This window comes from Streptomyces sp. NBC_00597, from assembly GCF_041431095.1.
Lineage (GTDB): Bacteria > Actinomycetota > Actinomycetes > Streptomycetales > Streptomycetaceae > Streptomyces.
The window spans coordinates 2,854,798-2,878,702 of the sequence record NZ_CP107757.1 but is presented as its reverse complement, the minus strand read 5'-3'; the positions used below and the strand labels follow the sequence as shown (position 1 = coordinate 2,878,702).

Genomic DNA, 23,905 nt, shown 5'->3' with positions numbered 1-23,905 from the left:
GCGCGGGCAGGGGACGGGCCCCGCAGGGCCCGGCCCGTCACGGGGCGCCCGGCGGGAGGAAGGGGAGGCCGGCAGGGGCGCCGGACTCGATCAGCCGGAGCAGCGCACGCGTATCGGCGTGCTCCTCGATCAGGTCGCCGAGCAGGTCGAGCTGTTCCTCCCGCAGCGCGGCGAACGACGTGTCCGGCGCCGGGACGAACCGGCGCCCGGCGGCCGCGGCCACCTGCCGCAGGAACGCCCGGCGGAAGCCGTCCGACTCCAGGGAGCCGTGCCAGTGGGTGCCCCACACCGACCCGACCCGGCACCCGTCCAGGAACGGCTCCCCGCCCAGGACTTCGGCCACCCCGTGGTGGATCTCGTAGCCGGTCACCGGCTCGCCCAGTGCCGTGCCCTGCGGCCGCGCCAGGGTCTTCTCCGCCGCGAACCGCACGCGCACCGGCAGCAGCCCGAGCCCCGCCACCGAGCCGGCCTTCGACTCGACCTCGTCCTCGATGCGCTCGCCGAGCACCTGGAAGCCGCCGCAGATGCCCAGCACCGGGCGGCCCTCCGCGGCCCGACGCAGCAGCGCACCGGCCAGCCCGCGCTCCCGCAGCCACTCCAGGGCCTTCACCGTGCCGCGCGTACCCGGTACGACGACCAGGTCCGCGTCGGCCAGTTCCTCGGCCCGGTCCACGAACCGCACCACCACGCCCGGCTCCGCAGCCAGCGCGTCGACGTCCGTGAAGTTCGACATCAGCGGCACCGCGCAGACCGCGACCCGCAGCACGTCCTCGCCGACCGGCGGGGCCACGACCGACTCGCGCACCGCGCCCCGCAGGGAGACCCGGAGGCCGTCCTCCTCGTCGATGCCCAGCCCGTGCTGGAAGGGGAGGACACCGTAGGTCCCCCGCCCGGTGAGTGAACGCAGCATCTCCATGCCCGGCTCCAGCAGCGACACGTCGCCGCGGAACTTGTTCACCAGGTAGCCGGCGATCAGCGACTGGTCTTCGGGCGACAGCAGCGCCGTCGTCCCGAAGAACGAGGCGAACACACCGCCCCGGTCGATGTCGCCGACCACGACCACCGGGAACCGGGCGGCCCGCGCGATGCCCATGTTCACGATGTCGGTCCGACGCAGGTTGATCTCGGCCGGGCTGCCGGCCCCCTCGCAGATCACGGCGTCATACGTGCCCCGCAGCTGCTCCAGGCAGTCCGTGACGATGCCGAGCAACTGTTCCTGGCGCCCGCCGTGCAGCGCGTTCCCGGGGGACGACCCCCCGGACCCCCCGAAGAACCCGCGCGCGCTCATCTCGCCCACCGGCTTGCCCAGCAGCACCACCTGGCTGCTGCGGTCACTGCCGGGCTTGAGCAGCACCGGGTTCATCAGCGCGGTCGGCTCCACGCACGCCGCCTGCGCCTGCATCGCCTGCGCGCGCCCGATCTCGGCGCCCTCGCGCGTCACGAACGAGTTCAGCGACATGTTCTGCGCCTTGAAGGGCGCCACCTTCACGCCCTGGCGGGCGAGCCAGCGGCAGATGCCCGCCGTGACCACGCTCTTGCCGGCGTCCGAGGTCGTGCCGGCGACGAGGAGTCCCCCGCCCAGCTTTCCGCCGCTCACGGGCGTCCCCTCCCAGTCCAACGCGACACTGCACAGCGCAGTGCCACACACGCTCCGAGTGCCAGCCACGTCACCTGCCGCGACAGCCGCACCGCCCGTTCGATGTCCGCGACCTCCACCGGCCGCCCCGCCGCGCCGTTCAGCACGGCCCGGTGCTCGACCCGGCCCCCGTACGCCAGGGTGCCCCCCAGCCGGACACCGAGCGCCCCGGCGAAGGAGGCCTCCACGGGCCCGGCGTTCGGGCTCGGGTGCTCGGCGGCGTCCGCACGCCAGGCCCGTACGGCTCCCCGCCGGTCGGGTCCGGCCAGTACGGCGGCCAGGGCGGTCAGCCGGGCGCCCGGCCAGCCCGCGAGGTCGTCGAGCCGGGCGGAGGCCCAGCCGTAGCGCAGGTAGCGCGGCGACTTGTGGCCCAGCATCGCGTCCAGGGTGTTCACGGCGCGGAACGCCAGCAGCCCGGGTACCCCGGCGGCGGCGCCCCACACCAGGGCCCCGACCACCGCGTCGGAGGTGTTCTCGGCGACCGATTCCACGACGGCGCGGGCCATCTGCTGCTCGTCCAGGGCCTGCGGGTCGCGCCCGCACAGGTGCGGCAGCCGCTCGCGGGCCACCTCGGCGTCCCCGGCGGCGAGCGCGCCGCCGATGGCGCGGGCCTCCCTGCCCAGCGAGGTGCCGCCGACGACGGCCCAGGTGGCCGCCGCGGTCAGGGCGATACGGGCGGTCGCGGGCCGCGAGCGCACGGCGCGGGCGCCCAGCGCGCCGACGGCGGCCGCGCCCCCGGCGCACACGAGGGTATGGACGAGGCCCCGGGCGCGGTCGTCGCGCCACAGGGCGCGCTCGACGGCGGCGGCTGCTCGTCCGAAGGCGGCCACGGGGTGCCCTCGGCGCGGATCACCGAGGATCCGGTCGCCGATCAGGCCCGCCGTGGCGCCGTACGCGAAGACGCGATCGGCACGCATGGTGGCAGGTATGTCCTCACTCAGGGTCCGCGCCCTGGTTCGACGTGTCCGGCGGTGGGAGTTCCTGGCTCCCGAGGCGCACGCGTCGCGTGCTCCCCGGTGACAGTGGCGGGACCGCGCCGGATTCGCACCGGACTTCCTCTCCATGCCGCCGTATTGGCTCGGGCAGTCCACCACGCACCGCGAAGGCCCGTCAACTCGCCGTTGACCTGCGGCGAGGCAGGTCACAGTGACGGGTCCCGGGTACGGGAAAGCTCCCCCCGGGAAACCCGGAGGGAGCTTTCGTACGACGTGCCCGAGTCGGTCAGGCGACGATCAGGTAGAACCCGTACGCCACGGCTGCCGCGACGAGCGCGAAGCAGGCGTACGCACCGCTGCGGGCGAGGGTGGCGGTGCCGCCCTGCTCGGTGGCGGCCTCGTGCTTGGAGAGGCCCACCAGGCCCATCGTGAACAGGGCCACGAGCGCGACGGTGGCGGAGAGGCTGACCCCGAAGACGGAGCCGAGTGCTGCCCAGTCGATCTTCATGCTGCGGATTCCTCTGTCGTTCTCGGGGTCAGACCGCGGCGGCCGGAGCCGCGGGGGCCGCCGGAGTCGCGGGGGCGGCGGCCGGGATGGTGGCCTTCAGGTCCTCGTCGGCCACTGCGGCCGTCGTACCGGCGGCGGCCTCGGCGGCCATGGTCGGCGGGACGGTGACGGCGGCCATGGCCGTGGTGACGACACCCGGCTCCTCGGCCGCGGCCGTCCGCGCGTCGTTGACGTTGTGGTGGTCGACGACCTGGCGGCGCGAGATGGCCCAGATCGCGACGCAGGAGGCGATCAGGAACAGCGCGACGGCGGCGACGCCGATGTCACCGGTGCGCATGACCAGCTCGGCGCCGGAGGCGACGACGGCGGCGGCCGGCAGGGTCAGACCCCAGGCGATGAACATGCGGGTGGCGGTGGACCAGCGGACCACACCGCCCTTGCGGCCCAGGCCCGCACCCATGACGGCGCCGGAGCACGCGTGGGTGGTGGAGAGGGAGAAGCCGAGGCTGGAGGAGGCCAGGATGACGCTCGCGGCCGAGGTCTGGGCGGCGAAGCCCTGCTGCGGCTGGAGGTCGGTCAGGCCGCTGCCCATGGTGCGGATGATGCGCCAGCCGCCCAGGGAGGTGCCCAGTGCGATGGCCAGGCCGGCGGAGATGATGACCCAGACCGGCGGGTTCGCGCCGGAGTCCAGGGCGCCGCCCGCGACGAGGGCGAGGGTGATGATGCCCATCGTCTTCTGCGCGTCGTTGGTGCCGTGCGCGAGGGAGACGAGACCGGCCGAGGCGATCTGCCCGGCGCGGTAGCCCTTGGTGGAGGTCTTCTGGCCGACCTTGCCGCCGAGCTTGTACGTGACCTTCGCGGCCAGCATCGCGGCCACGCCGGCCACGATCGGGGCGGCGACGGCGGGGATGAGCACCTTGGTGACGACCACGCTGCCGTTGACGGCGCCGATGCCGGCGGAGGCGACCGCGGCACCGATGAGGCCGCCCATCAGGGCGTGGGAGGAGCTGGAGGGGAGTCCGACCAGCCAGGTGACGAGATTCCAGAGGATCGCGCCGACCAGCGCGGCGAAGATCACTTCTGGCTGGATGCCCTCCTCGTTGATCAGGCCCTTGGAGATCGTCTTGGCGACCTCCACGGACATGAACGCGCCGACGAGGTTGAGCACGGCGGACATGGCCACCGCCGTCTTGGGCTTGAGGGCGCCGGTCGAGATGGTGGTGGCCATCGCGTTGGCTGTGTCGTGGAAACCGTTCGTGAAGTCGAACACGAGAGCGGTGATGATCACGATCCCGAGGAGAAGCGTTATGTGCTCCATTTACCCAGGCTTCTGTTTGACGTCAGTGGCTCGGCGACCGTAGGCAACCTGGGTGAACGGAAGATGAACTGACTCGGGCGGAGCGGTGTACTGGCCCGTCGTGCCATCGGGAGCTTCGTCCCGATTTTGCCGTTGATACCGCCATTAATGCACGTCAGAGCCTGGTGAACGAACGGATCCGCAGGGGGTCCGAGGCCTCCGGGTCCACCCCGGAGGGCTTCCGGAAGAGATCCAGATCACTTTTCCGGCCGGCCCCGCGAGGCGCTTGCGGACCCCGTCGCCGACACCGCCCAGACCCCAATCGGAGTATTCCGCTCCAGTGGCCCGCCCGCGCTCGCGCCCTGACACTGGAGCAGTGCGTACCGCCACAGCGACGGCCGCGGTCGTCGCGACCACTCTTGTCGGGGCCGGTGCCGCCGCGGTCGCGGCCGGCCGGCACGCCGCCGACGTCGCCCTGCGGCACGAGCCCGGCCGCCCCCTGCCCGGCGGGCCGCGGCTCAGCGTCCACGCCAGCGGCTCCGGCCGCATCACGCTGACCCGCTCGCTGGCCTCCCTGCGCCCCGGAACGTACGGGCTCACCGCCCCCGGGGTGCACGCCGCGGTCGGACCCGTCCTCGACGGCGCCGCGAACGGCCCGGACACCGTCGTGCGCCGGCTCCTCGCCGTCACCCACGGCAGCCTCGACGCCGGCACCCGGGTCGCCCTCACCCCCCAGGTCCACGCGGGCAACCCGCGCACCGCCCTCGGGCTCGACCACGCCGACGTGGACGTCCCCGGCGAGCTCGGCGCCCTGCCCGCCTGGTTCGTGCCCGCCGCCCGCGACACCTGGGTGATCACCGTGCACGGGCTCGGCGCCGGTCGCGAGCACCCGATGGTGGTCATGCCCTTCCTGCACCGCCAGCGGATGCCCGTCCTCGACCTCGCCTACCGCGGCGACCTCGGCGCCCCCGCCTCACCCGACGGTCTCGGCCACCTCGGCGAATCGGAATGGCGGGACGTGGACGCCGCCATCCGGTACGCCCTGCGCTACGGCGCCGACCGGGTCGTGTTGCACGGCTGGTCCACCGGGGCCGCCATGGCCCTGCGCGCCGTCGAGCGCTCGGCCCTCGCCGACCGGATCTGCGGACTCGTGCTGGACTCGCCGGTGCTCGACTGGCACACCACCTTGCGCGCGCTCGTCGCCGCCCGCCGCACTCCCGCCGCGCTGGTGCCGTTCGCGGTGCGGGCCGCCGAGGCGCGCGCCGGTCTGGGGGTCGACCGCCGGCCGCCGGGCGCCGACCCGGGCGCGCTGCGCGTCCCGGTCCTGATCTTCCACGGCCCGGACGACACGCTCGCCCCCTGGGAGCCCTCCCGCCGGCTCGCCGCCGCCCGCCCCGACCTGGTCACCCTGCGGACCGTCCACGAAGCGCCGCACGGGGCGATGTGGAACGCGGATCCGGCCGGATACGAGGAGGCCCTGAGGCGGTTCCTGACCCCTCTTATGTGAAGGCCGTGTGCCGGAGGGGGCGGGGAGGGAGCATTCTCCCCGTATGTCCCCATGCCGAGCAGCGATAATGGCTGGTTCCGTTTGGGCTTTCGGCCGGTGACGGGCGAGACTGCTTCCGTGACGTCCCGAAAGCCTGATGAGCAGTTGGCTCGCGACTCCAGACTCCGACTCGTCTCCCCGCGGTCGGTCGCCGCGGCCCGCAAGGCGGTGACCGACCGGCGCGCGCGTTCCGCTTCCCGGCCCCCGGCGGGCACCCCGGCCACGGCCGAACTCGCCACCCGGGCCCGGGCCTCGCTGGCCGATGCCGTACGGCTCGCCCGCTGGGCCGAGCTCAACCTCGGCACCGTCGGCGGAGGCCGCCCCGCCCCGGCGGGAGCGCTGCCCGCCGCCGATGTCGAACGCGCCGCAGTCGAACTGAACCTGACCCACGGACAGATCCGGGTCGGCTGGGATCGCGCCCGGCTCGCGGGCCTCGTCGAGGTCCACGGCGGCCAGGCCCGGCCCGGCTGGCGGCTGCGGGCCTGGGACCGCGACGACACCGCCGTACTGCGCGGCTGGGTCGCACTGTTCGACGCCTGGTCGCTGGTCCACCCGGCGCCCGCCGACATCACCCCCGCGGTCGTCGCCGAGGTGGTCGAGGCGATGCCCCAACTGCTGTCCCTGCTCCAGCTGTCCGCCGGTCCCGTGACCGTTCCGGACCTGCTGGACCTGCTCGGTCAGCGGGTCACCGAACTGCGCGACGAACGGTGCGAGGTCCCCTACGACGCACCGGCGCGCGAGACTTCGCCCGCTGACGGGACGTCGGCCGTCGCACAGACCACCGGGCAGGCCACCGCACGGCCGGTCGAGCCGGAGGCGACCGGCCACGCGGTGGCGCCCGTCCCGCTCGCCCGGTTGCTGCGCTGGGCGCTCGGCGGGCTCGCCGCCGTCGACGCCGTCACCCTCGGCCCCGCGCAGGCCGCCCTCACCCCGCTCGGCAGCTGGGCGGTCTGGGTCAAGCTCGAACAGATCTGCGTCGCCGCGCAGAGCCCGGCCGGGAACATCGAGCAGTCCGCCGCGGCGATGCTGCACGGCTGCGCCCGGCTCACCCCGGGACCGGCCCGCGCCGAGTACCGGGCCTGGCTCGCCGCCCGGCCCGTCGGCCACGCCGTCAGCGAGCTCCTGCACGCCGCCCGCGGCGAGGACGCCCTGCTGCGCGGCCTGGCCTTCGAAGCCCTGCGCGTGGTCGGAGCCCCGGCCGAACCCGAGGTGCGCGCCGCCGTCCGCGACCCCGCCCTGCGGCCGTACGCGCTGCTCTGGCTGGCCGAACACGACGGTGTGGATCCCGACGAGGCCCAGGACGTGCTCACCGCCGAGGAATCGACCTGGCTCTGGGTGGACACCGCGGCCGCCATCGCCGACCACGGCGAGGCGGACCTGCTGGCACGCCACCTCGACTCGGCCGTACGGACCACCGTCCCGCGGCTGCTGGACGAGGTCCGCGCGGTCGGCCACCCGCGCACCGTCCAGGTGCTGGTGGCCCTGGCCGCCGCGCACCCCGACCCGGCCCTGGCCAAGGCGGTCCGCCGGGCCGCGTTCCAGGTCCACACCGGCGGGGCGTAGCCCCGGTACGGCTGTCGCAAGCGCTGCCGGGCGGCGCGCCGCGGGCTCAGACCTGCGGCGCGTACGTCCCGAAGCTCCAGATGTTGCCCTCCGCGTCGCGGGCCGTGTAGTCGCGCGATCCGTAGTCCTGGTCGGTGGGCTCCATCAGGATCTCCACCCCGTGCTCGGCCGCGCGGCGGTGGTGCGCGTCCACATCGTCGACGACGACGTAGACCCCGACCGGCCCGGCGCCCTCCATCGCCTTGTCGAACACGCCGCCGCGGCCCTTGCTGCCGAGCATCACCGCGCCGTTCCCGTACGACAGCTCGGCGTGCATCACGGTGCCGTCGTCACCCTCGTACACCGCGACCTGGGTGAATCCGAACGCATCCGTCAGCTGCCGGATCGCGGCCTTGGCATCGGCGTAGAGCAGGGTCGGAAAGACGGACGGGACGCTTGCCATGACGATCACTCCTTCTCGTGGTCGTGGATGTGACCCACGCCACAGCATGGCAGGCGGCACTGACAGCCGACGGAAGCCGTCACGGGAGCCGTCACGGGCGGGCGACCGGGAGGGCGGCCGGCGGAAGGTGGTCAGCGGAAGGTGGTCAGCGGAAGGTGTTGCACCGGGCCATGTCGCCCGTGCGGTAGCCCTGGTAGAACCACTGCTGGCGCTGCTGGGCCGAGCCGTGCGTCCAGGACTCCGGGGTCACGCGGCCCTGGAACTTCTCTTGGATCCGGTCGTCGCCGACCGCCGCCGCTGCGTCCAGGCCGTCCTTGATGTCCTGGTCGGTCAGGCTGGTGATCAGCGGCCGGCCCGTGGACTCGTCCGGGGTCCTCGTCGCGTTGTGCGCCCACACCCCGGCGTAGCAGTCGGCCTGGAGCTCGACCTTGACCGCGTTGCTGTTCGCGCCCTGCCGGCCGTCCTGGGCCTTCTGCAGGGTTCCGGTCAGGTTCTGGACGTGGTGCCCGTACTCGTGGGCGACGACGTAGGCCTGGGCGAACGGGCCGCCGCTCGCGCCGAACTTGGTCCGCAGCTCGTCGAAGAAGCCCAGGTCCAGGTAGACCTGCCGGTCCGCGGGGCAGTAGAAGGGGCCGACCGCCGAGGTGGCGGCCCCGCAAGCGGTGTTCACGCGGCCGGTGAAGAAGACGGTGGACGCCAAGGTGTACCGGCCGCCGCGCCGGGCGAACTCGTCCTTCCAGAAGTCCTGGGTGCTGTTGACGACCGCCACCAGCCGGCAGTCCTCCCGGGTGTTCGCGTCCCGCCCGGTCCTGCAGCTGCGCTGCACCTCGCTGGCGGAGGAGGAGGTCGCCACCGGCTCCGGGTTCCCGGACGACAGCCCCAGCTGGTCCGGGCCCACCCCGAACAGCAGCCCGAGCGCCAACGCGATGAGGCCCGCGATACCGCCGCCGATCGTTGCCCGCCCGCCCGGGACGCGGCTGCCGCGCACGTCCTTGACCTCGGAAGTGTCCAGATCCGCGTCGTCGTCGAACTGCATCCCGCACCGCCCTCGATCAACGTGGCCGCCCCGGTGGCGAGTATCACCGGGTCCATCCTGATACGTGCCCCGGCCCCCGGAGCGCTCCGTGCGCCGAACGGGGGACGGCCGGAACGCGCGGACGGGCGGGCGCAGGGCCGGGCCGAAGGCCGCGCGTCAAGGGCCGGACGCCCCCCAAACCAGTTGCACACCCCCGGTAGAATGAATCCCATGGCAAATCTCCTCGCGGATTAGCGGCGTCGAAGCATCGCGTCCTGCCCCCCTTCCGCCGTCCCCCCGCCCTGGAGTATTTCCGTGATCACCGCCACCGGTGTCGAGCTGCGCGCCGGCGCCCGCGTCCTCATCGAGTCCGCTTCCTTCCGCATCGCCAAGGGCGACCGCATCGGCCTGGTCGGCCGCAACGGAGCGGGCAAGACCACCCTCACCAAGTGCCTCGCGGGCGAGGGTCAGCCCGCCGCCGGTTCCATCACCCGCTCGGGCGAGGTGGGCTACCTCCCGCAGGACCCGCGCACCGGCGACCTCGACGTGCTCGCCCGCGACCGGATCCTGTCCGCGCGCGGCCTCGACGTCCTGATCAAGAAGATGCGGATGAACGAGGAGCGCATCGCCACCGGCTCCGGCGCGACCCGCGAGAAGGCGCTCAAGCAGTACGAGCGCCAGGAGACCGAGTTCCTCACCAAGGGCGGGTACGCCGCCGAGTCGGAGGCCGCGACCATCTCGGCCGCCCTGAGCCTGCCCGACCGGGTCCTCGGCCAGCCGCTGCACACCCTCTCCGGCGGTCAGCGGCGCCGCGTCGAGCTCGCCCGGATCCTCTTCTCGGACGCCGACACCCTGCTCCTCGACGAGCCCACCAACCACCTCGACGCCGACTCGATCGTCTGGCTGCGCGACTACCTGAAGAACTACCGCGGCGGCTTCGTCGTGATCTCCCACGACGTCGACCTGGTCGAGACCGTCGTCAACAAGGTCTTCTACCTGGACGCCAACCGGTCCCAGATCGACATCTACAACATGGGCTGGAAGCTCTACCAGCAGCAGCGCGAGGCCGACGAGAAGCGCCGCAAGCGCGAGCGCCAGAACGCCGAGAAGAAGGCCGCGGCCCTGAACTCGCAGGCGGACAAGATGCGCGCCAAGGCGACGAAGACCGTCGCCGCGCAGAACATGGCCAAGCGCGCCGAGCGCCTGCTGTCGGGCCTCGAAGCCGTCCGCGTCTCCGACAAGGTCGCCAAGCTGCGCTTCCCGGACCCGGCGCCCTGCGGGAAGACCCCGCTGACCGCCGAGGGCCTTTCGAAGTCGTACGGCTCCCTGGAGATCTTCACCGACGTCGACCTGGCCATCGACAAGGGCTCCCGCGTCGTCATCCTCGGCCTCAACGGCGCCGGCAAGACGACGCTGCTGCGGCTGCTCGCGGGCACCGAGAAGCCGGACACCGGCGAGGTCACCCCGGGCCACGGCCTCAAGCTCGGCTACTACGCGCAGGAGCACGAGACGCTCGACCCGGACCGCACGGTGCTGGAGAACATGCGCTCCGCCGCGCCCGACCTGGACCTGGTCGCGGTGCGCAAGACCCTCGGCTCCTTCCTCTTCTCCGGCGACGACGTGGACAAGCCGGCCGGCGTCCTGTCCGGCGGCGAGAAGACCCGCCTGGCCCTGGCCACGCTGGTCGTCTCCTCGGCGAACGTGCTGCTCCTCGACGAGCCCACCAACAACCTGGACCCGGCCAGCCGCGAGGAGATCCTCGGCGCGCTGCGCACGTACAAGGGCGCCGTCATCCTCGTCACGCACGACGAGGGCGCGGTCGAGGCACTGGAGCCGGAGCGGATCATCCTGCTCCCGGACGGTGTCGAGGACCTGTGGGGCCCGGATTACCGGGACCTCGTGGCCCTCGCCTGACGTCCGCCGGGGTGCCCGGCGACGACCTGAAGGGTTGATCCAGTTCCTTATGGATCATTCGGCTCAGGCGTGATCCATCATCTGAGTGAGACGGTCTCGTACCTCTGCGCTCTGTACGACGGCTCCGGCCGTGCCCGCCCGGGCACGCGGCCGGGGCCGTCTTTTTTCGGCGTCCGGCCCCTGACCTGGAGATTCCCGGTGAGGGTGAAGAAGTGTGACGGACGTCATGCAGCGGAAGAGGAGATTCCGTTCTGCTCGTGCGTCCACTGCCGGAGAAATGCCGTCGTACCGACCTTGCTGAATGGGTGGCCAGGAAGCCGGGGAGGGGTGATCATGAGAAGTCCAGAGCGCACTTCCCATGAGGAGGCACGGGTGGCCGAGACTCTGAAGAAGGGCAGCCGGGTAACCGGCGCCGCGCGCGACAAGCTCGCGGCAGACCTGAAGAAGAAGTACGACTCCGGTGCGAGTATCCGTGCGCTGGCCGAGGAAACCGGCCGGTCCTACGGATTCGTCCACCGGATGCTCAGTGAGTCCGGAGTCGTGCTGCGTGGTCGCGGTGGCGCGACGCGCGGCAAGAAGGCGGCTACGGCCTGACCCGGATTTCCCCCCGCCACCGCTGGGGGTACCCCCAGGCCGTCAGGCCCGGGGCCGGGGTGCTAGACGCTTGTCTACCCACACCGCGGTTCCTTCGGTGACCCCCGGTCGGCCGTCCGGTCGACTGGGTGGTTACTGTGCAGTCACTTAGGCCGGGAGGCGGCCGACTGCACACCGGAGGCACACAGATGGCTCTGCTCGACAAGGACGGCGTACGGCTCACCGTGGACGACTCGGTCGCCACGGTGACACTGACCAATCCGGCCAAGCGAAACGCTCAGTCCCCCGCGCTCTGGCGGGCGTTGACGGAGGCCGGAAGGTCGTTGCCGGGCACCGTCCGGGTCGTGGTGCTGCGCGGTGAGGGCCAGTCCTTCTCCGCCGGACTCGACCGGCAGGCGTTCACTCCCGAGGGTTTCGAGGGTGAGCCGTCCTTCCTCGATCTGGCGCGCGGTTCGGACGAACTGCTCGACTCCACCATCGCCGAGTACCAGGAGGCTTTCACCTGGTGGCGACGCAATGACATCGTCTCCATCGCCGCCGTGCAGGGGCATGCGATCGGCGCCGGCTTCCAGCTCGCGCTGGCGTGTGACCTGCGCGTGGTAGCCGACGACGTGCAGTTCGCCATGCGCGAGACCAGCCTCGGTCTCGTGCCGGACCTGGCCGGCACCCAGCCGCTGACCTCCCTGGTCGGCTACGCCCGCGCGCTGGAGATCTGCGCGACGGGCCGCTTCGTGCATGCCGAGGAGGCGGAGCGGGTCGGACTGGCCAACCTGGTCGTACCGGCCGGGGAACTCGACGCGGCGGTGCAGGACCTCACGACGGCGCTCCTGGCTCCGCCGCGGGACGCCGTGATCGAGACGAAGGCGCTGCTCCGCGACGCAGGGTCCCGCCCCTACGACGCGCAGCGCTCGGCGGAGCGCGCCGCCCAGGCCCGCCGCCTGCGTGACCTGGCCGGCATCTCCGACTGACCCCGCGGGTGCGGCGCCGTTTCCCGGGAGCTCCGGCCCGGGGGAACGCGCGCCGCACCGCCGCTCCGGTCAGGGGATCAGCAGGGCCTTGCCCGGGACGGCGCGGGCCTCGATCGCGCGGTGCGCCTCCTCGGCCTCGGCCAGCGGGAACCTCCGGGCGATCACCGGGCGCAGCCGCCCGGCCGCTGCCTCGGCCAGGGCGAAGCCCGCCAGGCGGGTGATCTCCGCGGGCGGGAACTGGACGTCCGCGATCCCGCGCAGGGCGATCCCGCGCCGCTCCGCCTCCGCCGGATCCAGTTCGGTGAAGCCGCCGCTCGGGGCGCCGTGTGCCGAGACCCGCCCGCCGTCGCGGACCAGCCCGAAGCCGGCCAGTCCCAGCTCGCCGCCGACGCCGTCCAGCAGGACGTCCACCGGACCGCCGACCGCACCGGTCCAGCCCGGCTCCGTGTAGTCCACCGCCAGGTCCGCGCCCAGCTCCCGGATCAGCGCGAGCTTCCGCTCGCCCCGCGCGGCCCCCACCACGTACGCCCCCGCCGCCACCGCGAGCTGTACCAGCAGCGTGCCCATCCCGCCGGCGGCGCCGAGGATCAGCACCCGGTCGCCCGCCCCGATGCCGACGCCCTCCGCGATGCCCGTACCGGTCACTCCGTCGTGCGCCAGCGCCGCCGCCTCGGCCGGCTCCAGCCCCGCCGGGACCGGGACCAGCAGCGCCTGCGGGACCCGGACCAGTTCCGCGTACGTCCCCTTCGTGCCCGGGGCCGCCACGACCCGGCGGCCCTGCCAGCCCGGGTCCACCCCTTCGCCCACGGCGACGACCGTCCCCGCGGCCGCGCCGCCCGGCACGTACGGCGGGTTGACGCCGAAGGCCTCGCCCCAGCCCCCGCGGATCTGGGTCTCCACGAAGATCGTGTCCACGGCCTCGGTGCGGACCACCACCTCGCCCGCCCCCGGGACCGGATCCGGCAGTTCCACCGGCACCAGGACCTCTGGACCGCCGTACCCGTCCACCCGTATCGCGCGCATGATGTTTCCCCTCGTCCGACCCGGCCCTTTCGGCCTTGATCACCGCCCAACTCTCGGACCTCAACCGCGGTCGAGGTCAAGGGTGATCCCAAATCCGTTCCCGGCCGACCGGCGTAGTCCCTGCGCGCCGTCGCGGCTCCGCGCTTACCGTGGTGCGGAGTGAGTCCAATCCGCGCGAAGGGACACGCGATGACCGAATCCACAGCCGGGGGCGCCTCCCGCAATCCGGCCGACCGCGGCCGCACCACCATCTCGGACGGGGTGGTCGAGAAGATCGCCGGACTCGCCGCCCGCGAGGTGGTCGGCGTCCACGCCATGGGCAGCGGCAGCGGCTTCTCCCGTACCTTCGGCGCCGTCCGCGACCGGGTACCCGGCGGGGCGAAATCGTCGGTCACCCGCGGAGTGAAGGCCGAGGTCGGCGAGCTGCAGACGGCCCTCGACCTGGAGATCGTCGTCGACTACGGCGTGGCGATCCGCGACGTGGCGCGGGCCGTCCGCGAGAACGTCATCTCGGCGGTCGAGCGGATGACCAGCCTTGAGGTCGTCGAGGTCAACATCGCGGTCAGCGATGTGAAGCTCCCCGACGAGCCCGACGAGGAGCCGGAGCCCCGACTCCAGTGAAGGAGCCCGCATGAGGATGGCGATCGTCGGCCTCTTCGCCGGCATGGCGCTCGCGTTCGCCGGATACTTCGGCGGATTCGGAGCCTTCCTGCTGGTGGCGGCGCTGGGCGCCATCGGCTTCATCGTCGGCCGGTTCCTGGACGGGGACCTGGAACCCGGCGACTTCTTCCGTCCCCGCGACCGCGACAGGTGAGGCCCCGATGACCACGCCACGGGCGGTCCCGCCGCGCGTGCCCCCCGCCGAACGGGGGGCCACCCGGATCGCCGACCGGGTCGTCGCCAAGATCGCTGCGCAGGCCGCCCGGGAGGCCCTCGCCGCACGGCCGGTCGGGCCGCTCCAGGCCGACGGGCCCACGGGGGTCCCCGGTGGTCCGGGTGCCTCCGGTTCCGCCCGGGGCGCGGCGGCCGCCCCGCACGCCACCGTCACCGTGCACCACGACATCGCCCGGGTGCGGGTGAGCCTTGAGCTCGCCTACCCCTCCGACCTCGCCGCGCAGTGCGCGGCCGTCCGCCACCAGGTCGTCCACCGCGTCGAGGAGTGCGCCGGCATGTCCGTGCCCGAGGTGGACATCGACATCGAGCACCTGCATTCCGCGCACACCCGGACCGCCGCCGTACGGGACCGGAAGCTGCGGTGACGGCGCCCGCCCCCGGCCAAGCCCCGCCCCAGACGGTGGCCCCGGCCCGCGTCGCCCGCTTCCGGTCCGCCCGGCGGATCCCGGCCGCGCTGACGGCACTGGCCGTGCTCGGGGCGGCGGGCCTGTTCCTCTACGACCTCGCCGCCGTACGGGCCGGCCGCCCCGGCATGCAGTGGCGCCGGGAACTCGCCCACCAGCTGGAGCAGCAGACGCCCGCGGACCTCTGGGTGCTCGTCGGCGCCGGGGCCCTCGTCGTGGTCGGGGCGGTGCTGCTGCTCCTCGCCCTGACCCCCGGGCTGCGCAGGATCCTGTCGATGCGGACGCCGGACCCGCAGGCCGGGGTCCGGGCCGGGCTGGGGCGCAAGGCCGCCGCGCTGGTGCTGCGGGACCGGGCGATGGAGGTGTCCGGGGTGCGCTCGGCGCGGGTCGCGGTGCGGCGGTCCCGTGTCGCGGTCCGGGCGGAGTCCCACTTCCGCGAGCTGGACGAGGTACGGGCGGACCTGGAGGAGGTCCTCGCCATCGGCATCGGGGAACTGGGCCTCGCGGACGCGCCGCAGCCGCGGGTACGGGTCACCAGGGCCCCCGTCGGGAAGAGGTGAGGGGATGCTCGGGACGGTGAACCGGATCCTGCTCGGGATCATCGGCGCCGTGCTGCTGGTGGCCGGGGTGGCCCTGCTGGCGGCGTTCCGGCCGCTCGGCGGCCGCCACGAGCCACTGCTGACGGCGGCGACCCGGGCGCGGTACTGGCATGCCGAGGGCTGGTGGTGGTGGGCGGTGCTCGCGGGGCTCGGGGTTTGCGTGGTGCTCGCGTTGTGGTGGCTGCTGGCGCAGCTGCGGCGCTCGCGGTTGCGGGCGCTGGTGGTGGACACCGCAGACGGCGCGTTCGCGGTGCTGCGGGGGCGGGCCCTGGAGGATGTGGTGGCCGCGGAGGCGGGCGCGCTGGACGGGGTCGCCCGGTGCAGCGTCGTCCTGCGGGGCCGCCAGGGGCGCCGAAGCCGTCGTGGGGGTCCGAACCTGCGGGTGGAGCTGGAACTGGAGCCGCATGCGGTCCCGGCCGATGCCCTGGCAGCGTTGGCCGGGCCGGTGCTCGGCCATGCCCGCCGGTCGGCGGGCCTCCCCGAACTCCCGGTGGTGGCCCGGTTCCGGGTCGCCTCCCACCGGGCCCGCCGCGTCACCTGAGGCGGCCGGCCCGGGGAGGCGAGCCCGGGGGAGGCCGGGGCGTCAGAAGCCGTGGCGGGAGCCGCCGTCGACCGGGAGCATGATGCCCGTCAGGTACGAGGCCGCGGGCGACAGCAGGAACGCCGCCGAGCGGCCGAACTCCTCCGGGGTGCCGTAGCGGCGCAGCGGAATGCCGGCTTCATTGGCCGCGCGGGCCGCCGCCCCATCGCCCGACAGGGCGTCGAGATCGCGCACCCGGTCGGTATCGATCCGGGCCGGCAACAGTCCGACCACGCGGATGCCGCGCGGTCCGAGCTCCACCGAGAGGGACTTGGCGAAGCCCGCCAGCCCCGGCCGCAGGCCGTTGGAGATCGTCAGGCCCGGGATCGGCTCGTGGACCGAGCCCGACAGGACGAAGCCGATGACCCCGCCCTCGCCCAGTTCGGCGGCCGCCGCGCGGGCCAGCCGTACCGCGCCCAGGAAAACCGACTCGAACGCCGCGGCCCACTGCTCGTCGGTGTTGGTCGCCGCGAAGCCGGGGGTGGGGCCGCCGACGCTGATGAGGATGCCGTCCAGGCGGCCGAAGCGTTCCTTCGCGGTGGCGACGAGCCTGGCCGCCGCCTCCGGGTCGGAGTTGTCCGCGGCGACCCCCACCACGTCCGGCCCCAGCGAGGCCGCCGCTTCGGCGGCCCGCGCCGCGTCGCGGCCCGTCACGATCACCTTCGCGCCGTCCGCCGCCAGTTCGCGCGCCGAGGCGAAGCCCAGGCCACGGGTGGCTCCGGTGACGACGTAGACACGGTCTTTCAGTCCAAGATCCATGCCCGACACGCTACGCCGTCGGCACCGGCTCCCGCTCTGGGGTGGCGCCGGCCGCCGCGGCCGCCGCACGGTCGCGCTTCTCCCGCCGGACGAGGACCAGCCAGCCCACCGGCACCGCCGCCGCGAACAGCCACCACTGCACGGCGTACGCCATGTGCGGGCCGATCGAGTCGTGGTCGGGTTCGGCGACCATCTGCGGGATGCCGCCCGCCGGGGCCGGAGCCGTGAGCTCCAGGTAGCCACCGAGGACGGGCTTGCCCAGGTACTCCGCCTGCTGCGCGCTGTTGATCAGCATCACCTGGCGGTCCGGCAGGCCCTTGCGGTCCTTGATGCCGCTGCCGACGCTCGTTTCGTCGGCCTTCAGCCGGCCGTTGACCGTCACCTCGCCCGAGGGCGCGGCCGGCACCGGCGGGTACGCGCGCGGGTCGTCGCCGCCGGCCACCCAGCCGCGGTTGACCAGGACCACCCGGCCGTCGGACAGCACGAGCGGGGTGAGGACGTGGAAGCCGACCTTCTCGTCGTTGTCGGTCCGCATGCGCACGACGACCTCGTGCGCGGTGTCGTACGTACCGGTCGCGGTGACGGCGCGCCAGTAGTCGGCGCGCGGGACCCGGTGGCCGGGGGAGGTGACCTCGGTCATCGGTACGGGCTTCGCCGTCAGGTTCGACGCGATCAGTTCGTTCTGCGCGACCCGGTGCTCATGGCGGTGGTACTGCCAGAACCCCAGCTTGATCATCGCGGGGATGAAGGCGAGGGCGATCAGGGTGAGGCACACCCATTGCCGGGTCAGCACAAAGCGGTACACGCCCACGACGGTACCCCCAGCCGGGAAGACCCCGGTGGCCGGGTGGCCGTCCGGGGTCGGGGAGGAGAGGTCACACCCGGTCGACGATGCCCACCTTCCCTTCCGCGCGGGCGCAGTGCGCCCCGCAGAACCACTGGCCCTCGACTTCGACGCCCTGCCCGATGATCTGCACCCGGCAGTGCTCGCAGATCGGCGCCATGCGGTGGATGGCGCAGGAGAAGCAGTCGAAGACGTGCACGCTGCCCTGCGCGTGCACCTCGAAGGACATGCCGTAATCGTTTCCGCAGACCTCACAACGTGCCATGCGCCACAGGGTGGGACCGGACGGGCGCAGCGCGAAAGGGGGCGCCGGGCGAGTCGCCCGACGCTCACCCGTCTGCCGCAGCCACGTCCCGCAGCAGTTGGGTGAAGGCCGCCTCGTCGACCACCGGCGTACCGAAGGACTTCGCCTTGACCGTCTTGGAGGTGGCCGAGTCGGGGTCGTTCGTCACGAGCAGGCTCGTGAGCCGCGACACACTCGTCGCGACGTGCAGGCCCGCCTCGACCGCCCGGTCCTCCAGCAGCTCCCGGTCCACCGAGGTGTCACCCGAGAAGGCGATCCGCATGCCCTGCTTGAGCGGTTTGCCGTCCTCGAAGCGGCCCGGGTTCGGGTGCGGGCACGGCTGCCGCTTGCGCGAGGGCCGCCAGCTGCCGCTCCCGTACGAGGCCTGCCGGCCGATCCGCGGGGTGACCGGGGAGTCCGACCACTCCGTCAGCGGGCGGCATTCCAGCAGGGGCAGCCGTACCCCGTCCCGCGCGGCGGCGTGCAGCGACGGACGGAACGCTTCCGCGAGCACGCGGGCGTCGTCGAGCGCGTGGTGGGCGCGCTGCTGGACCACCCCGAAGTGCGCGGCGAGCGACTCCAGCTTGTGGTTGGGCAGCGGGAGGTTCAGCTCCTTCGACAGGGCGATGGTGCACAGCCGCTGACGGACCGGTGCGGTCACGGAGGCCCGCGCGTACTCGCGGGCGATCATCTGCCAGTCGAACATGGCGTTGTGCGCGACCAGCACCCGGTCCGCGAGCCGGCCCGCGAACTCCTCGGCGATGTCCTGGAAGAGCGGCGCGTCCTGGAGCATGTCGCTCGTCAGCCCGTGGATCCAGACCGGGCCCGGGTCCCGCTGCGGGTTGACCAGGGTGTACCAGTGGTCCTCCACGTTGCCCTGGGCGTCGAGCCGGTAGACGGCGGCGGAGATTATCCGGTCGTCGCGAGCGAGCCCGGTCGTCTCCACGTCGACGACCGCGTACCCCTCGGGGTACGCGGTCGGCCACGTCGTCTCTGCGGTCGTACGGTCGTCGAGCATGGTCACAGAGGATATCGGCACGGACTGACACCCGTGTCCCGACGGCCTTTCACCGTCCGCCGTCCGCCACTCGTCCACGGCTCGGCGGGGAGGTCGTGCCGTCGGCCAGGAGGGTGTGGACCAGGGCCCGTACGGAGAGCAGGAACAGGCGTTCCGGGTCCGCCGGGCGGGCCAGGGCGCGGGCGAGTTCCGGGTCGTCGGGGGCGGCGGTGGGGGTCTCCCCGGCGGAGCCGGGGGGAGGAGCCCAGAGGTCGCTCTCGGCGGGGGACTGGGCGGGGGAGCGTTCGCGGTTGCGCTCCACGAGCAGGAAGCCGACGATCTGGAACTGGACCGCGCGCACCGCGTCGGCGGCCCGGGCCCCGCGCAGCCCGGCCGCGCGCACCTCGTGGACCAGGGCCTGCTGGGCGGGCAGGAACATCTGCTCGGTGAGGCCGCGTTCGTGGACCATCGCGATCAGGTGCGGGCGCTCGCGCAGTTCGCGGCGCAGGATCCGGGCCACGGAGAGGATCCGCTCGACGGGGCTGTGGCCGGCCGGCCGGATCGCGCCCATCTCCTGGACGGTCCGCTCCACGAGGGCGTCGAGCAGTGATTCGCGGTTGCCGACGTGCCAGTAGATGGAGGTCACCGCGGTGCCCAGCTCGGCGGCGAGTTTGCGCATGGTGAGGGCGGCCGGGCCGTGCTGCTTGACCAGGGAGGCGGCCGCCTCCAGTACCTCGGCGCGGGTGAGCGTGGTTCTGGCCATGGCCGTCCGCCAATCTGTCGGGGCGTCAGTTCTGGTCGGTGCAGGGGTCTTTACCCTTCATCGGTGGCGGTGTAACTGTGTTACAGAACCGACTCCCCCCGAGACGAGGGATGGTGCGATACATGGCACGCATACGGTACGGAGCGCGCACCGAGGCCGAGATCGCGGCGTCGCGCGAGAAGAGTTCCCGGCTCCCCGACATCTGGTCCACCGGCGTGGTCGCGGTCTGGGAGAGCGACCCGGACGTGGTGGCGGCGGTCCTGCCGCCTCCGCTCAAGCCCGCCGAGCGACCCCTGGTGCGGGCCAACATCAGCAAGGTCGACCTGCCCGGCTACCCCCTGGGCGCCGGCTCGGTGGCCGTCGCCGCCCAGCACGGCGGGGTCGAGGGCTGGTACCCGTTGGTCATGCCGATGACCCACGAGCGGGCCCTGGTCGGAGGCCGCGAGGTCTTCGGCGAACCGAAGAAGCTGGGCGAGGTCACCGTCGAGCGCGAGGGCCTCGTCGTACGGGCCGCCCTGGCCCGGCACGGGATCGCCTTCGTCGAGGTGCGCGGGGCGGTCGACCGCGAGCTGCCGCTGCCCGAGCCCGCCACCAAGACCGACTTCTACTTCAAGTTCCTCCCCGCGGTGGACGGTTCGGGCTTCGACGCCGACCCGGTCCTCGTGCACGTCACCCGCAACGAGAAGGTCCGCAAGCTGGAGCACATCACCGGTGACGTGGTCCTGCGCGAGTCGATGTTCGACCCCGTCGCCGACCTCCCCGTGCGCCGGATCGTGGAGATCACCATCGGCGAGAAGACCACCGACCAGAAGGGCCGCGTCGTGGAGCGGGTCAGCGCCCAGGCCCTCCTCCCGTACGTCCACCAGCGCTACGACGACCCCATGCAGATCCTCGACGGCCCGCCCGAAGGGAGCATCTGACGTGCGCCTCGAACCCGGGCAGGTGGCCGTCGTCACCGGCGCCGCCAGTGGCATCGGCCTCGCCATGGCCCGCCGCTTCGCGGCCGAGGGGCTGAAGGTCGTCCTCGCCGACGTGGAGGAGGGCGCCCTGCGCAAGGCCGCCGACGAGCTGACCGCCGACGGCGCCCAGGTGCTCGCCCGGCCCGTCGACGTCAGCGACCGCGACTCCGTGACCGCTCTGGCCGACGCCGCGTACGACGCCTTCGGCGCCGTGCAGGTGCTCTGCAACAACGCGGGCGTCGGCTCCGGCGCCGAAGGCCGGATGTGGGAGCACGAGCCCAACGACTGGAAATGGGCCTTCTCCGTCAACGTCTGGGGCGTCTTCCACGGGATCCAGGCCTTCGTCCCCCGCATGATCGCGGGCGGCGGCCCCGGCCACGTCGTCAACACATCCTCCGGCGACGGCGGCATCGCCCCGCTGCCCACCGCCTCCGTCTACGCCGTCACCAAAGCGGCCGTGGTCACCATGACCGAGTCGCTGTACGCCCACCTCAAGGCGGAGGGCGCCGCCATCGGCGCCTCCGTCCTCTTCCCCGGACCGCACATGCTGCGCACCGGGCTGTGGGAGTCGCACCGCAACCGGCCCGAGCGGTACGCCAAGGAGCGGCCGCGCAAGACCCCGTACCGCGGCCTCGACCAGTACGAGGCCGCGATGAGGGCGGCCGGCCACGAGGTGGACTTCACCCCGGTCGAGGAGGTCGCCGAGCACGTCGTCGACGGCATCCGCGCCGACCGCTTCTGGATGCTCCCGGCGAGCGAGCACAGCGATCGGCAGATCCGCGCCCGGTCGCAGTCGATGCTCGACCGCGCCAACCCCGCCTACCTGGAGAGCTTCATCCTCGACTGAGGAGCCGTGCAGTGAGTGACACGCCGTACGAAGACCCGTACCTGATCATCTCCTCCGACTGCCACGCGGGACTGCCGACCGAGCAGTACCGCCCCTACCTCGACTCCCGGTTCCATCCGCAGTTCGACGAGTTCCTCGGCCAGCGCGACGCCCGCCGCGCCGAAGCCACCCGCCTCGGCGTCCGCAACGAGGCCTTCGCCGAGAAGTGGTTCCACGATCACGAGGAGGGCCTCAAGGGCGGCTGGGACACCGCGCAGCGCCTGAAGGAACTCGACGGCGACGGGGTCGCCGCCGAGGTCGTCTTCCCCGACGCCGACGCCGTGGACAGCCAGACCGCAGCGCCCTTCGGGGTGGGCCTCGGGCTCTCCGGCGACCAGGACCCCGAGCTCGGCATGGCGGGCGCGCAGGCGCACAACCGCTGGCTGGCGGAGTTCGTCTCCCAGACCCCCGAGCGGCACTGCGGGGTCGCCCTGCTGCCCATCACCGGCGAGCCGTCGAAGGTCGTCGCCGAGATCCACCGGGCCAAGGACTCCGGGCTCGGCGCGCTGATGATCCCCGCGATGTGGGTGGACAAGGCGCCCTACCACGACCGCCGCTACGACCCCGTCTGGGCGGCCGCGGCCGAGACGCAGATGCCGATCGTCACCCACTCCGGGTCCTCCCCCCGCCACGAGTACGGGGACCACCTGGGCATCTTCGTCTCCGAGGTCACCTGGTGGCCGGCCCGTCCGCTGTGGTTCCTGCTCTGGTCCGGGGTCTTCGAACGGCACCCGGGCCTGAAGTTCGGCGTCGCCGAGTCGGGCTGCTGGTGGCTGCCGAACCAGTTGTGGTTCATGGACCGCCTGTACCTCGGCGCGCACGGTGGCAAGAAGCTGTCGCCGTTCGAGGAGCTGAAGCGCCCGCCGAGCGAGTACCTGGACCGGCAGGTGTTCATCTGTGCGACGAACACCAAGCGGCGCGAGCTCGCGCAGCGCTACGAGATCGGCGTGGACAACATCCTGTGGGGATCGGACTTCCCGCACCCCGAGGGGACCTGGCCCGACACCCGGTCCTGGCTGAAGAACACCTTCCACGACATCCCCGTCGGCGAGACCCGCCGGATGCTGGGCCTGGCCGCGGCGGACGTCTTCGGTTTCGACACGGGCAAACTCGCCCCGATCGCCCGCCGGATCGGCCCGACACCGACGGAACTGGGTCAGAGCGCCGACCAGGCGGCGGTGGAGGCCTCCTGGGCCCGGTCCCGCGAAGTCGGCCGACACTGGCTGACCGACAACGACTTCCCCGTCCTGGGGGTGTCGCGGTGACGGGCGACCGCTACACGGTCATCTCGGCGGACTGCCACGCCGGCGCGGACCTGCTGGACTACAAGCCGTACCTGGAGAAGCGGTACCACGAGGAGTTCGACGCCTGGGCCGCCACGTACGTGAACCCGTACGAGGACCTCCTCGCGGACACCGCGGACCGCAACTGGAACTCGGCGCGGCGGCTGTCCGAACTGGAGGCGGACGGCATCGTGGCCGAGGTCGTCTTCCCCAACACCATCCCGCCGTTCTTCCCCAAGGCCTCCTTGATGGCCCAGCCGCCGACGGCCGCGGAGTACACGATGCGGTGGGCCGGGCTCCAGGCCCACAACCGCTGGCTGGCGGACTTCTGCGCGGACGCGCCGGGCCGCCGGGCGGGCGTGGTCCAGATCCTGCTGAACGACGTGGACGCGGCGGTGAAGGAGATCCGCCGCACGAAGGAGGCGGGCCTCACGGGCGGCATCCTGCTGCCCGGCGTGCCGCCCGGCTCGTCGGTCCCGGAGCTCCACTCGGCGGCGTACGACCCGATCTGGGCGGTGTGCGACGAGCTGGACGTCCCCGTCAACCACCACGGCGGCTCGGCGTCGCCGCCGCTCGGCGACGAACCGGCGGCCCGGGCCGTCTTCATGGTGGAGACCACCTGGTTCTCGCACCGAGCCCTGTGGCACCTCATCTTCGGCGGGGCCTTCCGCCGCCACCCCGGCCTCAAGCTGGTCCTGACGGAGCAGGGCTCCGGCTGGATCCCGGGCGTGCTGGACATGCTGGACTACTACCACGGCCGCCTGGTCGCGGCCTCGGCCACGGCGGAGGCCAAGTTCGGGGCGGGCCTGGCCGAGTCCATGGGCAAGGGCCCGAGCGAGGTCTGGCGGGACAACTGTTTCGTGGGGGCCAGCTTCATGCGCCCCCACGAGGTCCCGCTGCGGGAGCGGATCGGCCTCGACAAGATCATGTGGGGCAGCGACTACCCCCACGACGAGGGCACCACCCCGTACTCCCGCGAAGGCCTGCGCATCGCGTACGCGGGCCTCCCCCGGGACGAGGTCGCCGCGATGGCCGGCGGCAACGCGGCCCGCGTGTACGGCTTCGACCTCTCCCTCCTCGACGGCCTGGCGGCGAAGCACGGCCCGCTGGTGACGGAGATCGCCGAGCCGCTGACGCAGGTCCCGCCCGAAGCCACCAGCCCCGCGTTCGCCCGGGGCGGCTCGGTCCGGGTCTGGTGAGGGCGTGATCCCGC

26 protein-coding genes and 1 riboswitch are annotated in these 23,905 nt (G+C 73.1%); of the genes, 14 read left to right on the top strand and 12 right to left on the bottom strand.

Annotated elements, in window-relative coordinates; all coding sequences use genetic code 11:
• Positions 1-37 precede the first annotated feature (37 nt).
• The 4 genes from OG974_RS12770 to OG974_RS12755 all read right to left on the bottom strand — a co-directional run bounded on the left by OG974_RS12770 (position 38) and on the right by OG974_RS12755 (position 4,397).
• A complete protein-coding gene (locus OG974_RS12770) occupies positions 38-1,582 on the bottom strand; it encodes a cobyric acid synthase (RefSeq protein ID WP_327285601.1) in 1,545 nt (514 codons plus the stop codon).
• A gap of 11 nt (positions 1,583-1,593) precedes the next feature.
• Complete coding sequence (locus OG974_RS12765; protein ID WP_371646497.1) at positions 1,594-2,553, bottom strand: cobalamin biosynthesis protein; 960 nt, start codon at positions 2,551-2,553, stop codon at positions 1,594-1,596.
• Positions 2,554-2,591: 38 nt separating this feature from the next.
• Positions 2,592-2,743: riboswitch (cobalamin riboswitch) on the bottom strand.
• A gap of 114 nt (positions 2,744-2,857) precedes the next feature.
• Positions 2,858-3,079 (bottom strand): hypothetical protein, encoded by a 222-nt coding sequence (locus OG974_RS12760; RefSeq protein ID WP_327282810.1) that lies wholly within the window; start codon positions 3,077-3,079, stop codon positions 2,858-2,860.
• A 28-nt stretch (positions 3,080-3,107) separates the two neighbouring features.
• The gene (locus tag OG974_RS12755) at positions 3,108-4,397 is read right to left on the bottom strand and encodes an anion permease (RefSeq protein ID WP_327282809.1); all 1,290 of its coding nucleotides are present in this window, start codon (positions 4,395-4,397) and stop codon (positions 3,108-3,110) included.
• Between the two features lie 355 nt (positions 4,398-4,752).
• Between OG974_RS12755 and OG974_RS12750 the strand changes: the two genes are divergently transcribed.
• Both OG974_RS12750 and OG974_RS12745 read left to right on the top strand, forming a co-directional pair.
• Complete coding sequence (locus OG974_RS12750; protein ID WP_327282808.1) at positions 4,753-5,883, top strand: hypothetical protein; 1,131 nt, start codon at positions 4,753-4,755, stop codon at positions 5,881-5,883.
• Positions 5,884-6,000: 117 nt separating this feature from the next.
• Complete coding sequence (locus OG974_RS12745; protein WP_371646494.1) at positions 6,001-7,485, top strand: hypothetical protein; 1,485 nt, start codon at positions 6,001-6,003, stop codon at positions 7,483-7,485.
• A 46-nt stretch (positions 7,486-7,531) separates the two neighbouring features.
• Here OG974_RS12745 and OG974_RS12740 read toward each other — a convergent pair whose 3' ends face one another.
• Entirely contained in the window at positions 7,532-7,927 is a 396-nt protein-coding gene (locus OG974_RS12740) for a VOC family protein (protein WP_327282807.1), read from the bottom strand.
• Positions 7,928-8,072: 145 nt separating this feature from the next.
• Positions 8,073-8,963: a neutral zinc metallopeptidase gene (locus OG974_RS12735; protein WP_328762344.1), complete on the bottom strand. Its 891-nt coding sequence runs from the start codon at positions 8,961-8,963 to the stop codon at positions 8,073-8,075.
• A 294-nt stretch (positions 8,964-9,257) separates the two neighbouring features.
• On the opposite strand from OG974_RS12735, the gene OG974_RS12730 reads away from it, so the two are divergent.
• The 3 genes from OG974_RS12730 to OG974_RS12720 all read left to right on the top strand — a co-directional run bounded on the left by OG974_RS12730 (position 9,258) and on the right by OG974_RS12720 (position 12,418).
• Positions 9,258-10,856: an ABC-F family ATP-binding cassette domain-containing protein gene (locus OG974_RS12730; protein WP_371646492.1), complete on the top strand. Its 1,599-nt coding sequence runs from the start codon at positions 9,258-9,260 to the stop codon at positions 10,854-10,856.
• A gap of 372 nt (positions 10,857-11,228) precedes the next feature.
• The gene (locus tag OG974_RS12725; RefSeq protein ID WP_054222696.1) at positions 11,229-11,450 is read left to right on the top strand and encodes a helix-turn-helix domain-containing protein; all 222 of its coding nucleotides are present in this window, start codon (positions 11,229-11,231) and stop codon (positions 11,448-11,450) included.
• 188 nt (positions 11,451-11,638) lie between these two features.
• Positions 11,639-12,418, top strand: coding sequence for an enoyl-CoA hydratase/isomerase family protein (locus tag OG974_RS12720; RefSeq protein ID WP_327282804.1), 780 nt, complete (start codon positions 11,639-11,641; stop codon positions 12,416-12,418).
• Between the two features lie 69 nt (positions 12,419-12,487).
• Here OG974_RS12720 and OG974_RS12715 read toward each other — a convergent pair whose 3' ends face one another.
• Positions 12,488-13,441, bottom strand: coding sequence for a zinc-binding dehydrogenase (locus tag OG974_RS12715; RefSeq protein WP_371646489.1), 954 nt, complete (start codon positions 13,439-13,441; stop codon positions 12,488-12,490).
• A 189-nt stretch (positions 13,442-13,630) separates the two neighbouring features.
• Here OG974_RS12715 and OG974_RS12710 point away from each other — a divergent pair, with 189 nt between their 5' ends.
• From OG974_RS12710 to amaP, 5 genes are read left to right on the top strand one after another with little or no spacing between them, the layout of a single operon-like run.
• A complete protein-coding gene (locus tag OG974_RS12710; RefSeq protein WP_327282802.1) occupies positions 13,631-14,062 on the top strand; it encodes an Asp23/Gls24 family envelope stress response protein in 432 nt (143 codons plus the stop codon).
• A 10-nt stretch (positions 14,063-14,072) separates the two neighbouring features.
• Positions 14,073-14,255 (top strand): hypothetical protein, encoded by a 183-nt coding sequence (locus OG974_RS12705; RefSeq protein WP_327282801.1) that lies wholly within the window; start codon positions 14,073-14,075, stop codon positions 14,253-14,255.
• A 7-nt stretch (positions 14,256-14,262) separates the two neighbouring features.
• Positions 14,263-14,700, top strand: a complete 438-nt coding sequence (locus OG974_RS12700; RefSeq protein WP_327282800.1) for a hypothetical protein — start codon at positions 14,263-14,265, stop codon at positions 14,698-14,700.
• On the top strand, positions 14,697-15,299 hold the full coding sequence (locus OG974_RS12695) for a DUF6286 domain-containing protein (protein WP_327282799.1): 603 nt from the start codon (positions 14,697-14,699) through the stop codon (positions 15,297-15,299). The genes OG974_RS12700 and OG974_RS12695 overlap by 4 nt, the downstream gene beginning before the upstream one ends.
• Before the next feature lie 4 nt (positions 15,300-15,303).
• The gene (gene amaP, locus OG974_RS12690) at positions 15,304-15,879 is read left to right on the top strand and encodes an alkaline shock response membrane anchor protein AmaP (protein ID WP_327282798.1); all 576 of its coding nucleotides are present in this window, start codon (positions 15,304-15,306) and stop codon (positions 15,877-15,879) included.
• Positions 15,880-15,921: 42 nt separating this feature from the next.
• Here the strand turns inward: amaP and OG974_RS12685 are convergent, their stop codons facing one another.
• The 5 genes from OG974_RS12685 to OG974_RS12665 form a co-directional block, all read right to left on the bottom strand.
• Positions 15,922-16,677: an SDR family oxidoreductase gene (locus OG974_RS12685; RefSeq protein ID WP_328762338.1), complete on the bottom strand. Its 756-nt coding sequence runs from the start codon at positions 16,675-16,677 to the stop codon at positions 15,922-15,924.
• A gap of 10 nt (positions 16,678-16,687) precedes the next feature.
• Complete coding sequence (locus OG974_RS12680; protein WP_327282796.1) at positions 16,688-17,482, bottom strand: SURF1 family protein; 795 nt, start codon at positions 17,480-17,482, stop codon at positions 16,688-16,690.
• Between the two features lie 70 nt (positions 17,483-17,552).
• Positions 17,553-17,786, bottom strand: a complete 234-nt coding sequence (locus OG974_RS12675; protein WP_078613516.1) for a hypothetical protein — start codon at positions 17,784-17,786, stop codon at positions 17,553-17,555.
• A gap of 64 nt (positions 17,787-17,850) precedes the next feature.
• Positions 17,851-18,828 carry a DEDDh family exonuclease gene (locus tag OG974_RS12670; RefSeq protein ID WP_327285599.1) on the bottom strand — a complete coding sequence of 326 codons (978 nt, stop codon included), beginning with the start codon at positions 18,826-18,828 and terminating at the stop codon, positions 17,851-17,853.
• 43 nt (positions 18,829-18,871) lie between these two features.
• Positions 18,872-19,564 carry a TetR family transcriptional regulator gene (locus tag OG974_RS12665; RefSeq protein ID WP_329313141.1) on the bottom strand — a complete coding sequence of 231 codons (693 nt, stop codon included), beginning with the start codon at positions 19,562-19,564 and terminating at the stop codon, positions 18,872-18,874.
• Between the two features lie 122 nt (positions 19,565-19,686).
• Here OG974_RS12665 and OG974_RS12660 point away from each other — a divergent pair, with 122 nt between their 5' ends.
• From OG974_RS12660 to OG974_RS12645, 4 genes are read left to right on the top strand one after another with little or no spacing between them, the layout of a single operon-like run.
• A complete protein-coding gene (locus OG974_RS12660; protein ID WP_327282794.1) occupies positions 19,687-20,484 on the top strand; it encodes an acetoacetate decarboxylase family protein in 798 nt (265 codons plus the stop codon).
• Position 20,485: 1 nt separating this feature from the next.
• Positions 20,486-21,370, top strand: a complete 885-nt coding sequence (locus tag OG974_RS12655; RefSeq protein ID WP_328762333.1) for an SDR family NAD(P)-dependent oxidoreductase — start codon at positions 20,486-20,488, stop codon at positions 21,368-21,370.
• A gap of 11 nt (positions 21,371-21,381) precedes the next feature.
• Entirely contained in the window at positions 21,382-22,674 is a 1,293-nt protein-coding gene (locus tag OG974_RS12650; RefSeq protein ID WP_327282792.1) for an amidohydrolase family protein, read from the top strand.
• Complete coding sequence (locus OG974_RS12645) at positions 22,671-23,891, top strand: amidohydrolase family protein (protein ID WP_328762331.1); 1,221 nt, start codon at positions 22,671-22,673, stop codon at positions 23,889-23,891. Before OG974_RS12650 ends, OG974_RS12645 begins: the two co-directional genes overlap by 4 nt.
• Positions 23,892-23,905: the final 14 nt, after the last annotated feature.

What these genes read in the sequence shown, in the direction of transcription:
- OG974_RS12765 (WP_371646497.1), bottom strand. Translation starts at nt 2,553, where the DNA reads ATGCGTGCCGATCGCGTCTTCGCGTACGGCGCCACGGCGGGCCTGATC.
- OG974_RS12760 (WP_327282810.1), bottom strand. Translation starts at nt 3,079, where the DNA reads ATGAAGATCGACTGGGCAGCACTCGGCTCCGTCTTCGGGGTCAGCCTC.
- OG974_RS12755 (WP_327282809.1), bottom strand. Translation starts at nt 4,397, where the DNA reads ATGGAGCACATAACGCTTCTCCTCGGGATCGTGATCATCACCGCTCTC.
- OG974_RS12740 (WP_327282807.1), bottom strand. Translation starts at nt 7,927, where the DNA reads ATGGCAAGCGTCCCGTCCGTCTTTCCGACCCTGCTCTACGCCGATGCC.
- OG974_RS12735 (WP_328762344.1), bottom strand. Translation starts at nt 8,963, where the DNA reads ATGCAGTTCGACGACGACGCGGATCTGGACACTTCCGAGGTCAAGGAC.
- OG974_RS12720 (WP_327282804.1), top strand. Translation starts at nt 11,639, where the DNA reads ATGGCTCTGCTCGACAAGGACGGCGTACGGCTCACCGTGGACGACTCG.
- OG974_RS12715 (WP_371646489.1), bottom strand. Translation starts at nt 13,441, where the DNA reads ATGCGCGCGATACGGGTGGACGGGTACGGCGGTCCAGAGGTCCTGGTG.
- OG974_RS12710 (WP_327282802.1), top strand. Translation starts at nt 13,631, where the DNA reads ATGACCGAATCCACAGCCGGGGGCGCCTCCCGCAATCCGGCCGACCGC.
- OG974_RS12705 (WP_327282801.1), top strand. Translation starts at nt 14,073, where the DNA reads ATGAGGATGGCGATCGTCGGCCTCTTCGCCGGCATGGCGCTCGCGTTC.
- OG974_RS12700 (WP_327282800.1), top strand. Translation starts at nt 14,263, where the DNA reads ATGACCACGCCACGGGCGGTCCCGCCGCGCGTGCCCCCCGCCGAACGG.
- amaP (WP_327282798.1), top strand. Translation starts at nt 15,304, where the DNA reads ATGCTCGGGACGGTGAACCGGATCCTGCTCGGGATCATCGGCGCCGTG.
- OG974_RS12685 (WP_328762338.1), bottom strand. Translation starts at nt 16,677, where the DNA reads ATGGATCTTGGACTGAAAGACCGTGTCTACGTCGTCACCGGAGCCACC.
- OG974_RS12675 (WP_078613516.1), bottom strand. Translation starts at nt 17,786, where the DNA reads ATGGCACGTTGTGAGGTCTGCGGAAACGATTACGGCATGTCCTTCGAG.
- OG974_RS12665 (WP_329313141.1), bottom strand. Translation starts at nt 19,564, where the DNA reads ATGGCCAGAACCACGCTCACCCGCGCCGAGGTACTGGAGGCGGCCGCC.
- OG974_RS12660 (WP_327282794.1), top strand. Translation starts at nt 19,687, where the DNA reads ATGGCACGCATACGGTACGGAGCGCGCACCGAGGCCGAGATCGCGGCG.